Here is a 13,187-nt window from a genome sequence, read left to right on the forward strand (position 1 = left end):
GATGATGGGCGACATCAATCATTGCGATTCGTCCCTTTTTGCGGCGGAATCCGCGCTATCCCCAGCCTTTGCGCCCGGCAGCCCATCCGTCTCGTCGGCGTGGCCGGCGCGCCGCGCCCGCACCTGCTGCTTGCGGCGGCCCAGATTTTCCCTGAGCTTCTGCGCCGCGCGCTCGCGGCGCCGATCCGCTTCCGTGATCTGCCTGGCATCCGCCCGCTCGCCCGCCTCGCCGCCGACCCCGCCCGGGGCCGAACCGCCCTGCAAAGCCTGCCCTTCACCGATTTTCGTCTTGTCCGCAGCCATGACTTCCTGATAGCCGAAAACCCCGCCCTTCAAAAGACCGACACATTTTTTCCAACGATCTTTCACAGAACTTGCAATTTGCGGCTTGCACTCCGCCCCGACCTATGGCAATAGCCGCCTCGCCCAATACGGCGCACCCACATCGCGCCACGGATTGCTGCTATAGCTCAGGGGTAGAGCACTCCCTTGGTAAGGGAGAGGCCGAGAGTTCAAATCTCTCTAGCAGCACCAGTTTTCTTCCGGAAAAACGCCTTAAGCCTCAATATGTTAGTGTTTTCTGTGGCTTCCGTTTCTCGGAGAGCTGTAAAACGCATCACGAGTCACAGCACGACATAGGTGGGTAACTACCGGCCCTTGGCCGCGTCTGGAGACTTGTATCCTGTATTGTCGGAAGGCAATTCTCCCGACCTCTTCACTGAGCGCGGGCTATCTTGAGGATCGTGGCGGAAAGCGCGAAGTCTCCTTTATGACCCATGAAGGTCACACGGCTGCGGACTATCGCTCGCCTCCCGACACTTCCACAGGGCAATGGCAACCCTTAGGCGAACTCCCCTTCACATGTATGCAATCTTGTGCGATCGTCCATGAGTTGTTTGTGGGGGAGACATCATGGCAATTCCCAAAGCCATATTCAGCTTCATTATTACTGTCGCCGTCGTCGGACTCTTCATCGCCGCTTATATCTTCTACCTGACGGCAGGCGCATACGGCGCGCAGCTGTGGTTCGGGTGGAGCGGCTGGTGGGTTGTGATACTCGGAGTTGCCTTGACGCTGATCCTTCGAAACATCGGCTTAATGGCCATAATGATCGTAGGAGCCTATGGCGCCTACTTCGGATGGCATTGGGAATGGTGGTGGGTCGGACTCGTATTTTTCCCAGGCTTTGCCCTGATGTTAGTTTCGGGGCTTTTCTCCGCCATAGTGGGACTTGCAAGTAGCCTCATGAAGTCGCGGCCCGTGTAGGCTTTTTGGGAATCACAATGCGAATTATGGGAAAGAACCATGAAGAACTATAACCACAGTCATCGGCACAGCGGAGGCGTCATCTCCGGCACCCATGCGGAAAGCATCACGGTAGGAGAACTTAGGGATGCTATTGCGGAATTCCCGGACGACGCCGAGGTGATCTTTGGAGGCTTCCCTGAAGGACGCCTCATGTTTTACCGCTTCAAGACTCGGGGATCGGCGACTTTACAGATGGAATTCAACCTAGAGCCTTATAGCGAAGAGGACTTCAAGTAGGTTACCTCGTAAGCGCCCAGTTGTCAGACCCAAATTATTGCCATCGCCTGAGGAGGCCCACCTTTGGCCGGAAATTAACGTGTAAATCCAGTGTATCGCGGGAGGAGCCCATTTGCGACCTTCGGGTAGTAATCAGCCTCCCCTTGAGTATATAAATTGGCAAGACGATTTAGCGGAGGCATGGATGGAAGTTAAAGAGATCACAGGAGAAGAGGCTATTGAAATTCTTGCCATGGAGGAGTCTCACTTCTGCGACCTCAAGAGCCGTGATATAGCTCCCGCCAAGCTTACACAGTCGATATCTTCATTCGCCAACACTGCTGGTGGAGAAATATTTGTAGGAATATCTGAAAATACCATAGAAGGCGTCAAGCAACGTACGTGGGTTGGCTTTGAGGATTTGGAGGCCTGCAACGCTATCCTACAGGTGTTAGACGGCATTGCTCCCTTGAGCAATTTCTACGGAGCGAGTTATCTAAGGTATTCAGCCTTTCCTGGTATAGTCCTTCATATCGCGCTTCAGAAGACGCGAAGCATAATCTATGCCACCAACGGCACGGCCTACATCCGTAAGGGCGCTCAAAAGCTCCCTGTGGCTGGAGACGAAGCGCTCAAACGGTTGGAGTTAGATAAGGGGATTTCGTCCTTTGAGGATGAAACCATAAATATTCCCCTTGAAGACATTACGAACTCGGTGACGACACTTGAATTTATGTTGAACACCGTGCCGACCTCTGAGCCAGAGGTTTGGCTAAGATCCCAATATTTGATTCAATCCGGTAAGCCGACAGTTGCCGGAACATTGCTATTCTCGGACTCGCCACAAGCGGCTCTACCTAAGCGGGCAGCTATCAAACTCTTTCGCTACAAGTCTGCTGACGAAGGAATTAACAGGGAAACGCTCGCATTTGATCCTTTAACAGTTGAAGGGCCTATATACGATTTGATTCAAGAGGGCGTCGTCCAGACGAAGGAGATTATCGAGGGAATTAAGAAACTTGGAGAAGAGGGCCTGGAGGATGTAAGCTATCCAGACGAAACGTTGCACGAGATCATTACCAACGCAGTTCTTCATCGGGATTATAGCCACCCAACCGACACTCAGATTCGCGTTTATGATGACCGTGTTGAGATCGAAAGCCCAGGCAGGCTCCCCGGGCACATCACGCAGGATAATATCCTTGACGAGCAATTCGCAAGGAATCCAAAACTTGTGCGCTTAATCAATAAATTTCCCAACCCTCCGAACAAAGATGTCGGAGAGGGTCTAAACACCGCTTTCGAGGCGATGCGCAAGATTCGCCTGAAAGACCCAGAGATAACTCAGGCAGAGAACTCAGTTATCGTTTACATTCGTCATGCTCGCCTGTCATCTCCGGCTCAGATCGTAGTGGAATACCTGGAGTCTAATGACACGATCACAAACCAGATCGGCAGAAACATTACCGGCATAAGGCGAGACGTCCAAATGAAAGATATTTTCGTGGCCTTGCGTAGACGAAAACTTATCGAACAGGTACCGGGCAAACGTGGGAAAGCTACAGCTTGGCGAAAAATGCGGCAAGCTAGCTCTTTAGATGACGAGCAGGAAACGACGGAGTCTTAACCTCCGTGGGACGGCCTTATCTCTGCCTCCCTTTCGACCGACAAGCAGGCAGACGTGATGTAATCTCCCCCAATTCCGCTACAATCCCCCGTATAACCCCTTCTCCCATCACATCCATCCTGGCCCGGGAGAGAAGCCTCAATGTCGAAACTACGCGTCGCCGTTCTGTTTGGCGGTCAGTCCAGCGAGCATGAGGTGTCCGTCATGTCGGCCCGCAATGTCGTCAGGGCGACCGATGGCGGCAGATATGAGATCGTGCCGATCCTGATCGACCGCGGCGGGCGCTGGCTGCTGGTGGAGGAAAAGGGCGGCGTGCTGCCGGAGCCGGTTGCCTATGAGGGCACGGAAGTTTGCCTCGTGCCGGGCGGCAAGGGCCGGTTGATGGCGCTGGAAGGGGCTGGCGGGCGCGAGCTGCCTGCGGTCGACGTGCTGTTTCCGGTGCTGCATGGGCTGAACGGCGAGGATGGCTCCATTCAGGGCCTTGCCCAGATCGTCGGCCTGCCCCTCGTCGGCTGCGGCATTCTGGGCTCGGCCAATGCGATCGACAAGGACATGGCAAAGCGCCTCCTGCGCGAAGCCGGCCTGCCCGTCGCCCGCTCTGTCACGCTCACGCGCGGCGACAAGCCTGATTTTAATGAGATCGCCGCCACGCTCGGCTCGCCCGTCTTCGTCAAGCCCACCCGCCAGGGCTCGTCGGTCGGCGTCAGCAAGGTGGGGGATGCCGCAGCCTTCGAGAGCGCGCTCACCGAAGCCTTCCGGCATGACCGCAAGGTGCTGGTGGAAGAATTCGTGCGCGCCCGCGAGATCGAATGCGCCGTGCTGGAAGAGCCTGAGGGCTCTCTCTTCGTCTCCGTGCCGGGCGAGATCGCCACGGCCGCGAGCCACGGCTTCTATTCCTACGAGGCGAAATATCTCGATCAGGATGGCGCCGTCGTCACCGTGCCGGCGGATATTCCGGCCGGGACGGCAGACGTGCTGAAGCGCATGGCGGCGGATGGCTTTCGCGCGCTCGGCTGCGAGGGACTGGCGCGCGTCGATTTCTTCGTGCGGCCGGATCAGAGCCCAGATCAGAGTATCGTCATCAACGAGATCAACACCATGCCCGGCTTCACCAATATCAGCATGTATCCCAAGGCCATGGGCGCATCGGGCATTTCCTATCCGGAGCTTATCAGCCGCCTGATCGAGCATGGTCTTGCGCGGGCGCGGCAGGCCTAGTTCATGCCAGGCTATACTGCCATAGCCCTCAGACCTTTTCCGTCTTCTTGACCTTCACCTTCGGCTCGACAGGCGCATCCGGCGTCGGCGCCAGCAGCTTTCTGAGCGAGGCGATCTTGTCCTTCACCAGCGGGCGGAAGCGGCTGGCGCGATAGGGCATGTCGGCGGCGCCATAGCCTTCCGGCCCGTCGTCATTGCCGCGATGGATCTCCTCGAGCTTCACGCCGATGAAGGTGCCGTCGACATAATGCGTGTATTCGCCGACCCAGCGGATGGTGTAGATCGTCCCCTTGCGGATCAGCTGATCGATGCTGACATGCTTGAACTTGTCGTCGATGCAGACGACCTTCTGGCCCACATGGAAATCGTAGCTCACCCTGCCCTCCTTGAAACGACGCAAGCAACCCGGCTGCGTCGTTGCCACAAGCATAGCCGCATATGCGCTGCCGAGTAAACGCGGGCTGAGGTCGCAGTCCGGATCGATGAAATGGCGGGACAGCTGCATATGGACATTTGGCCCCTCATCCGTCCTCTCACAGTTTCGTTTCGCTTAACTGTTCGAGTCCACCTTCTCCCCGCACGCGGGGCGAAGGGGTTGGGGGGTTGCCCACTCTCCCCCGTCGAAACGGGGAGAGGCCTGGGGTGAGGGGCACTTTTTACTTCATATGGATTGGCTTGCTCCGATGGTGGAAGGGGTTGTGCGGCAGCGATCCCATAGGCGACGACCCCACATGACTCGGTGACAAAGCAACCCGTTGACATCCTTCATGGAAGGCTGAAGATTGCGCGCCGCAAGAGCAGCCATAAGGCCTTGCTTCCATGCCCCTGTCCGATACCCGCAAGGCCGCCGAAGGCTCGTCAAGTTCATGTCCACCCTCCGCCTCATCGCTGACGACCTGACCGGCGCGCTCGATACCGCAGTCGAATTCGTCGGCGTTTACGGGCCGATCGAGGTGCTGCGCGACGATGCGCTTCCGGCAAGCCTGCCGGATTGTCTCGCGATCGATAGCGGCACCCGCGAAAAATCGGCCGCCGAGGCCGCGGCGATCGTCGGCCGCATCGCGCCGCTGCTGGAGGGGGCCGATCTTGCCTTCAAGAAGGTGGACAGCCTGTTTCGCGGGCCCTGGGCGGCGGAGCTCGCGGCCTGCTTTCGGCTGGGACACTGGCGTCAATGCATTCTCGCGCCGGCCTTTCCGCATCATGGGCGGCACACGAGGGGCGGGCGGCAGGTGCTGTTTGCCGGCAAGGACGCCTGGCGCGACGTGAGCGGCGATCTGGTCGCTCACCTGCAGGCGGAAGGGCTGCCGGCCTTCAACACGACATTCGCCCGGAACCCCGCCGGAGCCGGAAAGGGCCAGCCTGTTCCCGATGGCATCCATGTTTTCGATGCGCATTCGGACGACGATCTGGACGCCGTCATCGCATGGGCATCAACGCAGCTGCACGGACCGATCCTCTGGAGCGGCACCGGCGGGCTGGCCCGCGCCCTGGCGCGGAATATCGATCTGGCGACGCATCATCGCCCCCATGCAGAAAAGAACGCATCCGTCGTCCCCGTTTCGCGCCGGCTGCAAAGACCGGTGCTTGGCCTGTTCGGCTCGGATCAGCCGATCACGCTGGCGCAGCTCCAGGCCTGCGGCCCCTATTGGCTGAAGCTCTCGGAAGGCGCGAATGCCGATGCCGTCGAAAGCCAGATCCGGCAAGGCGGCGTCGCCATGGTCAGCCTCGACCTGCCGACGGGGCTCGAGCGCGACGATGCGGCAAGGCGGATCGAGGCGACCCTCGGCGGCATCGCCAGGGCCCTGCCGGCCCCGGCCACATTGATCGTCGCCGGCGGCGAAACCTTGCGCAATCTGTGCTCGGCGCTCGATGTCTCGGCCCTCAGCATCACCGGCCAGGCCGCACCCGGCCTGCCGCGCTCCACGATCATCGGCGGCCCCTGGAACGGGACGACGGTCATCTCCAAGTCGGGCGCCTTCGGAGGGCCCACTTTATGGCGCGATCTCTTGAATGAAAACGCGCTCATCGCCGGAGGAGAAGAACCATGACGCGGCACCTGGCAATCACCATGGGCGATCCCGCCGGCATCGGCCCGGAAATCATCGTCAAGGCCGCAGTCCGGCTGAAGGACAGGCTCGATGAAGGGACCTTGAAACTGACGATCATCGGCAGCGGCCCTGCCCTGAGGCTGGCCGAACGGCAACTCGGCCTCGATATCGAGATCCCCGAAGCGCTGATGGAGGACGCCTGGCCGAACCTCTGCTTCATCCAGGCGGATGCCGAGGGCCAGCCGATCCTGCCCGGCCTTCTCTCCGCCGATGGCGGCCGCATGGCGTTCAAGGCGATCGAGAAGGGCGTTCAGCTGGCCATGGCCGGCAAGGTCGGCGGCATCGTCACGGCGCCGCTTAACAAGGAAGCGCTGAACAAGGCCGGCTTCCACTATGCCGGCCATACCGAACTGCTGGCCGAGCTCACCGGCGCACGCGGCTCGGTGATGATGCTCGCCCATGGCAACATGCGCGTCAGCCACGTCACCACGCATGTCGCACTGGAGGATGTGCCCAAGCGGCTGACGCCCGAACGGCTGCGCCTCGTCATCGACCTCACCGACAAGGCGCTCAGGCACCTCGGCATCGCAAGGCCGAAGATTGCCGTGGCGGCGCTCAATCCACATGCAGGCGAAGGCGGTCTCTTCGGCCGGCAGGATATCGATATCTCCGCCCCCACCATCGCCAAGGCCGTGTCCGACGGGCTGGATATCGTCGGCCCCGTTCCCGGCGACACTGTTTTCGTCAAGCTGCGCGCCGGCCAGTATGACGCCGTCATCGCCATGTATCACGATCAGGGCCATATCCCGGTCAAGCTGCTCGGTTTCGAAATCGATCCGGCGACGGGGAAATGGATGGATCTTTCCGGCGTCAACATCACGCTCGGCCTGCCGATCGTGCGCACCTCGGTCGATCACGGCACCGCCTTCGATATCGCCGGCAAGGGCATTGCCAACGAGCGCAGCCTGATCGAGGCGATCGAATTCGCCGAAAGGCTCGCGGGCGACTGACATTCCGCCGCAATCCCCGTATCGGACGGCTGAAAAATTTCCGCAGCCCTGTCGGCCTTGCCGCTCTTCCTTCGTCCTTTGGATATCCAATTGGAAAGAGGAGCACCAAATGTCCAAGATTGCCCCATGCCTTTGGTTCGCACGGGAAGCCGAGGAAGCAGCGAATTTCTATGTTTCAATCTTTCCGGGCTCGCGGATCGACCATGTTCAGAAGAACATAGTCGATACCCCCTCCGGCAAGGCCGATCAGGTTCTGGTCGTGAACTTCACGCTCGCCGGCCAGCGCTTCATGGCGCTGAACGGCGGCAACCGTATCGAATTCACCCATGCGATTTCTCTGGAGGTGGATTGCGCCGATCAGGCCGAGGTCGACCGGCTCTGGAACGGGCTTGCCGCCGGCGGAACACCCGTGGCTTGCGGCTGGGTGACGGACCGCTATGGGGTTTCGTGGCAGATCGTGCCGACCGCGCTCGGCAAATATCTGTCCGATCCCGATGCAGCCAAGGCTGCCCGCGTCATGCAGGCCATGATGCAGATGGTCAAGCTCGATATCGCCGGGCTGGAGGCCGCCTATCGCGGCTGAACAGCCTGACCCTTCGGGAGGCTGCGATAAGCACGGCTTTCCCAGGGCAATGGCGAGGTTCCGGCCATTTCATCGATTTCGACCGCTGGTTGCCACCGGTACGGCTTGCAGCGGACCGATGCTTGGAATACCGTCGTTCGCAAACTCGCCGAAAGCGGGTTTCTCGATATCATTTCAAGCAATTGGACTGTCGCGGTCGTTCAGGCACGGCCCGGCGGGAAACGGCCGATTTCATGCAGCATCAACGGGACCGCATCGCTCTCACCGCGCACGATTATGCCGCGATCTATGCGCTGAGCGATATCCATGGCTGTTACGATGACATGGTCGCGGCTGAAAGACGCATCGTCGAGGATGCCCGTAGCCTTCCCGGCAGAAAGCTGCTGATGTTTCTCGGCGACTATGTCGATCGCGGTCCGCGCTCCAGCGACGTCCTGGCGCATCTCTGCGCGCCGCCGCCGGAAGGCTTCGACCGCTATGCGCTTTGCGGCAATCACGACGATGTCTTTCTGCGCTTTCTGGAGGACCCCGACGCCAATAGCCACTGGCTTGAATTCGGGGCGCTGCCGACGCTCGCCTCCTATGGCATCGATGCCAGACATGTCCTTTTCGACCTCGGCTTTTCCGTCACGGAGTTGCGCGACCTGGCGCTCAAGGCCATTCCGGCGGCGCATGTCGATCTGCTGCGGTCGCTCGCAGGCGCGGTCACTCTCGGCTCGACCCTCTTCGCCCATGCCGGCATCAGGCCGGGCGTACCGTTACACGATCAGACCGACGAGGATCTCCTGTGGATCCGCGAGCCGTTCCTGTCGGAAGGGCCGCAACTGCCGCTTCTGGTCATCCACGGCCACACCCCGGGTTCTCACCCCGTTTTCGGCAAGGGCCGCATCGGTATCGATACGGCCGTCTCCATGGGCGGCACCCTGACGGTCCTCAAGATCGCCGACGGCAGGCCGATAGTTCTGCCTCCAGGCTGACGCGCTCAACCCGAAAAAGAGAAGAGGCCTGGCCGCGCGATCTAGGATTTCTGCAATGCGTCGTCGGACCAGACACCGCTGAAACTGGCTTCGACAGGCCCGGTGAGGACGACGCTTCCGATACCATCCCATTTGACGTTGAAGCTGCCGCCATCGCAGACGACGTCCACCGAACCGCTCAGCAAGCCGCGCCGGATCCCGTTCACAGCCGCGCCGCAAGCGCATGATCCCGAACCCAGCGGAATACCGCCGCCGCGTTCCCATATGCGAAGCCGAATCCGCGTCGGATCGATTACCTGGACAAAATGCACGTTGGTCCTTTGCGGAAACAAGGGATGAGTTTCGATCTCAGGGCCAATTGCTTCGATCTCCACGTCTCGCACATCGTCGACAAAGAAGGTGCAGTGCGGATTGCCCATACTGCAAACCGCGGGAGAACCCGGCAAGGAGACCGCCAACGTGTCCATCTCGCAGGCGATCGGGACATCCCGCCAATCCAGCGACGGCCTTCCCATGTCGACCGCTATGAGATCGCCCACATCCTTGGAACAGGTCAGGAGCCCACGGTTGATCCTCACGATGACGGAGGAAGAGCCTGTTTCCCGCAACAGCTTCCAGGCAACGCCCCGCGTGGCGCTGCCGCAAACATCCAGCGTCGAACCATCCGGATTCCAGAATGCAAGGCGAACCGCCGCATCCTCGCAATCCGTCATGACCGCAAGCTGATTGAACCCGATCCCGCGGTTTCGGTCGCCCAGCCGCCGGACGATATCCCGGTCGATGAAATCAGCCTGGCCGCGCAGATCGACAATGACGAAGTCGTCGCCATTCGCATGCATCTTCTGAAAATTGATTGTCATTGCCGCATTTCCATCCACTCGAACTCCGGGACGATCGATTGTCGAGAATGCGTCATGAAGATATGGCCGACAAGGAAAACCGCCCGCAACTTTCATGTTGCGGACGGCTCGATATCATCCTGTCTTCATTCGGCGCTTCGGGTTGGCAGGAGCCGGAGCCGGCATCTGCTTCCCTCCGGCCCTACTCCGCCGCCATCGCGGGAGGAAGCTGGATGGTGTTCTGGTCGTCGTCGGCCTGATCCTTGGCCGGCGGTTCCGTCGACTTGTGCTTCGGCTCCCGGCCGAAGAACAAGGCATAGCCGGCGGGCAGCACGAAGATGGTCAGCACGGTCGCGACCAGAATGCCGCCCATCATGGCGTAGGCGAGCGGGCCCCAGAACACGCCGCGCGAGATCGGGATCAGCGCCAGCACGGCCGTCAGCGCCGTCAGCATGATCGGCCGGAAACGACGAACGGCCGAGCCGATGATCGCTTCCTTCCGGTCCATGCCCGCCGCGATATCCTGGTCGATCTGGTCGACGAGGATGATCGAGTTGCGGATGATGATGCCGAGCAGCGCGATGACGCCGAGGATCGCCACGAAGCCGAAGGGCGCACCGCTGATGAGCAGAGCTCCGGCGGCACCGATGATGCCAAGCGGGCCGGTCGCCAGCACCAGCATCGCCTTGCCGAAATGCTGCAGCTGCGCCATCAGGAGCACGACGATGATGACGAGCATGATCGGCGCCTTGGCGGCGATCGAGGCCTGGCTTTCGGCGCTGTCTTCGGCACCGCCCTGGATCTCGATCTTGTAGCCGGCCGGCAGGCTGTTTCTGAGATCCGCCATGTCGTTATAGAGCTTGGCGGTCACGTCGTTCGACTGCACATCGTCGGGCAATGTCGCCCGCACGGTGATGGTCGGCAGGCGATCGCGGCGCCACTCGATGCTCTGCTCCATCACGGGCTCGATCTTGGCGACCTGCGACAGCGGCACGAACCCGCCGGTATCCGTCGGAATATAGATGGAGTTCACCGAGGTCAGCAGATGGCGGCTTGCCTCCGGCTCGCGGGCCACGATCCCGACCGTTTCCTCGCCCTCGCGATAGTTGTCGAGGGTCGCGCCCGACATCGCAGCCTGCAGCATCTGGCGGATACGCTGCGAGGTGACGCCGAGAGCACGGGCGCGATCCTGATCGATCACCAGCTTCATGGCCGGCACCGGCTCGAGCCAGTCGTCGTGGATGGCGCCGAGCAGAGGATTCTGGGAGAAGCGCTGCTTCACCTCGTCGGCAATGTGACGAACCTCCTCCCGGTCCGGGCCCATGACGCGCAGCTGCACGGGCCAGCCTGTCGGCGGACCGAGGAACAGGCGGTCGACCTTGGCGCGAACGGAGGGGAAGTCTGCCGCGAGAATCCCGCGCATCTTGGTAATCAGACGCTCGCGTGCCGGCTCGTCCTTGGCCATGACCAGCATCTGGGCATAGTTCGGATTGGTGAGCTGCTGATCGAGCGGCAGGAAGAAGCGCGGCGCGCCCTGGCCGACATAGGTGGCGATGAAGCGCTTGTCCGGATCGTCGGCCATGCGCGCTTCCAGAGCCTGCGCCTGCCGCTCGACTTCCTTGATGCTGGTTCCCTCAGGCAGCCACAGATCGACCAGGATTTCCGGACGCGACGACTGCGGGAAGAAATTCTGCGGAATGAACTGGAAGGACCAGAGGCTGCCGACGAAGGCGGCCAGCGTCAGAAGCAACACGATGACGCGGTGGCGCACGGCCCAGGTCACAGAGGCCCGCAGGCGGCGGTAGAAGCGCGTGTCGAACACGTCATGATGCTCGCCGGCATGATGGCGCTGCTTGAGGATCATGTAGCCGAGCCATGGCGTGAAGTAGACGGCCACGAACCAGGAGACCACGAGCGCGATGCCGACGACGTAGAAGAGCGTGCGGACATATTCGCCCGCCGTCGATGCCGCGAAGCCGACGGGAATGAAGCCGGCGGTCGTGATCAGCGTGCCGGTCAGCATCGGGAAGGCGGTCGAGGAATAGGCGAAGCTGGCGGCATCGAGCTTCACCAGCCCCTCTTCGAGCTTGCGCTCCATCAGCTCGACCACGATCATCGCGTCATCCACCAGCAGGCCGAGCGCGATGATGAGCGCGCCGAGCGAGATACGCTGCAGGTCGATGCCGAATTCGTACATGATGGCGAAGGTCGCGGCCAGCACCAGCGGAATGGCGATGGCGATCACCAGGCCCGAGCGCCAGCCGATCGACAGGAACGAGACGATCAGCACGATGACGAGAGCTTCGCCGAGCGCGTGCATGAACTCGCTGATCGCGTCGGTGACGACATCGGGCTGGTTGGCGATCTGGTCGACCTGCACGCCGACCGGCAGCGAGGTCTCGAAACGCTTGTAGGTTTCCTCCACTGAGGCACCGACGTCGGTCACCTTGTAGCCGCTCGCCATGACGACGCCGAGCTGCACGCTCGGATGGCCATTGTAGAGGAACTTGGCGGTATAGGGATCTTGCAGCCCGGCAGTGACGGTGGCGATATCGCCGAGGCGGGTTACCTGGCCGCCGGCGGTCAGCCGCAAGTTCTTGATGTCCTCGACCTTGTTGACGTCGCCCTCGACCGAGATGCGCACCGAACGCGTGGTGGTATCGACGCTACCGGCCGGATCGACGTTGTTCTGGCCGACGATGGCGTTCTTCAGGTCGTTGAGCGTCAGCCCGCGCTCGGCCAGGACCTTGGAGGAGACGTCGATATAGATCTGCTCCGCCTGGTCGCCGATGATGGTGGCCTTCTCGACGCCCGGCGTGGACAGCAGCATGTCTCGCGCCTGGATGGCGAACTTCTTCAGCTCCGGATAGCTGTAGCCATCGCCGCTGATCGAATGCAGCGTGATGAAGGTATCGCCGAATTCATCGTTGAAATAGGGACCGAGCAGGCCAGCCGGCAGCTCGTTGCCGATATCGCCGACCTTCTTGCGGATCTGGTAGAAGGCATCCTTCACCTGTTCGGTGTTGGTATCGCCCTTGATCTGGACCGTCGTGATGGCAAAGCCGGCACGGGTATAGGATTTGACCCAATCGAGGTGCGGCGTTTCCTGCAGCTTGCGCTCGATCTTGTTGACCACCTGGTCTTCCATGTCCTGCAGCGAGGCGCCTGGCCAGACGGTCTGCACGACCATGACGCGGAAGGTGAAATCCGGATCTTCCTTCTGGCCCATATGCGTGAGGCCCAGCGCCCCCGCGATGATGATGAGACCGAAGAGGAACCGCGCGATGCTCGGGTGGCCGATCGCCCAGCGCGACAGGTTGAAACGCTGCTTCCCGCCGGAAGTGTTGTTGATGGACATGGT

Annotated in this window: 12 protein-coding genes and 1 tRNA gene; 9 read left to right on the forward strand and 4 right to left on the reverse strand. The window is 60.8% G+C overall.

The window, feature by feature from the left end; genetic code table 11:
- Positions 1–18 precede the first annotated feature (18 nt).
- Complete coding sequence (locus tag ACQZ6J_RS06175; protein ID WP_449082798.1) at positions 19–198, reverse strand: hypothetical protein; 180 nt, start codon at positions 196–198, stop codon at positions 19–21.
- Positions 199–459: 261 nt separating this feature from the next.
- Here ACQZ6J_RS06175 and ACQZ6J_RS06180 point away from each other — a divergent pair.
- The 5 genes from ACQZ6J_RS06180 (at position 460) to ACQZ6J_RS06200 (ending at position 4,369) form a co-directional block, all read left to right on the forward strand.
- Positions 460–534: transfer RNA gene (locus ACQZ6J_RS06180), tRNA-Thr, on the forward strand.
- A 378-nt stretch (positions 535–912) separates the two neighbouring features.
- Positions 913–1,266 (forward strand): hypothetical protein, encoded by a 354-nt coding sequence (locus tag ACQZ6J_RS06185; protein ID WP_449082646.1) that lies wholly within the window; start codon positions 913–915, stop codon positions 1,264–1,266.
- Positions 1,267–1,305: 39 nt separating this feature from the next.
- A complete protein-coding gene (locus ACQZ6J_RS06190; RefSeq protein ID WP_449082648.1) occupies positions 1,306–1,545 on the forward strand; it encodes a hypothetical protein in 240 nt (79 codons plus the stop codon).
- A 184-nt stretch (positions 1,546–1,729) separates the two neighbouring features.
- Positions 1,730–3,151, forward strand: a complete 1,422-nt coding sequence (locus tag ACQZ6J_RS06195) for an ATP-binding protein (protein WP_449082650.1) — start codon at positions 1,730–1,732, stop codon at positions 3,149–3,151.
- A 141-nt stretch (positions 3,152–3,292) separates the two neighbouring features.
- Entirely contained in the window at positions 3,293–4,369 is a 1,077-nt protein-coding gene (locus ACQZ6J_RS06200; RefSeq protein ID WP_449082652.1) for a D-alanine--D-alanine ligase family protein, read from the forward strand.
- Positions 4,370–4,397: 28 nt separating this feature from the next.
- Here ACQZ6J_RS06200 and ACQZ6J_RS06205 read toward each other — a convergent pair whose 3' ends face one another.
- On the reverse strand, positions 4,398–4,745 hold the full coding sequence (locus tag ACQZ6J_RS06205) for a CAP-Gly domain-containing protein (protein WP_041677988.1): 348 nt from the start codon (positions 4,743–4,745) through the stop codon (positions 4,398–4,400).
- A gap of 490 nt (positions 4,746–5,235) precedes the next feature.
- On the opposite strand from ACQZ6J_RS06205, the gene ACQZ6J_RS06210 reads away from it, so the two are divergent.
- From ACQZ6J_RS06210 to ACQZ6J_RS06225, 4 genes are all read left to right on the forward strand, one after another.
- Entirely contained in the window at positions 5,236–6,417 is a 1,182-nt protein-coding gene (locus ACQZ6J_RS06210; RefSeq protein ID WP_449082654.1) for a four-carbon acid sugar kinase family protein, read from the forward strand.
- A complete protein-coding gene (gene pdxA / locus ACQZ6J_RS06215) occupies positions 6,414–7,427 on the forward strand; it encodes a 4-hydroxythreonine-4-phosphate dehydrogenase PdxA (protein WP_449082656.1) in 1,014 nt (337 codons plus the stop codon). The genes ACQZ6J_RS06210 and pdxA overlap by 4 nt, the downstream gene beginning before the upstream one ends.
- Before the next feature lie 109 nt (positions 7,428–7,536).
- On the forward strand, positions 7,537–8,010 hold the full coding sequence (locus tag ACQZ6J_RS06220; protein WP_449082658.1) for a VOC family protein: 474 nt from the start codon (positions 7,537–7,539) through the stop codon (positions 8,008–8,010).
- A 233-nt stretch (positions 8,011–8,243) separates the two neighbouring features.
- Positions 8,244–8,987, forward strand: coding sequence for a metallophosphoesterase family protein (locus tag ACQZ6J_RS06225; protein ID WP_449082660.1), 744 nt, complete (start codon positions 8,244–8,246; stop codon positions 8,985–8,987).
- A gap of 41 nt (positions 8,988–9,028) precedes the next feature.
- Here ACQZ6J_RS06225 and dapF read toward each other — a convergent pair whose 3' ends face one another.
- Both dapF and ACQZ6J_RS06235 read right to left on the reverse strand, forming a co-directional pair.
- Positions 9,029–9,847, reverse strand: a complete 819-nt coding sequence (dapF, locus tag ACQZ6J_RS06230; RefSeq protein ID WP_449082662.1) for a diaminopimelate epimerase — start codon at positions 9,845–9,847, stop codon at positions 9,029–9,031.
- A 181-nt stretch (positions 9,848–10,028) separates the two neighbouring features.
- Positions 10,029–13,184: an efflux RND transporter permease subunit gene (locus ACQZ6J_RS06235; RefSeq protein ID WP_449082663.1), complete on the reverse strand. Its 3,156-nt coding sequence runs from the start codon at positions 13,182–13,184 to the stop codon at positions 10,029–10,031.
- Between the last annotated feature and the right edge of the window lie 3 nt (positions 13,185–13,187).

The organism is Rhizobium sp. A37_96 (genome assembly GCF_053521765.1).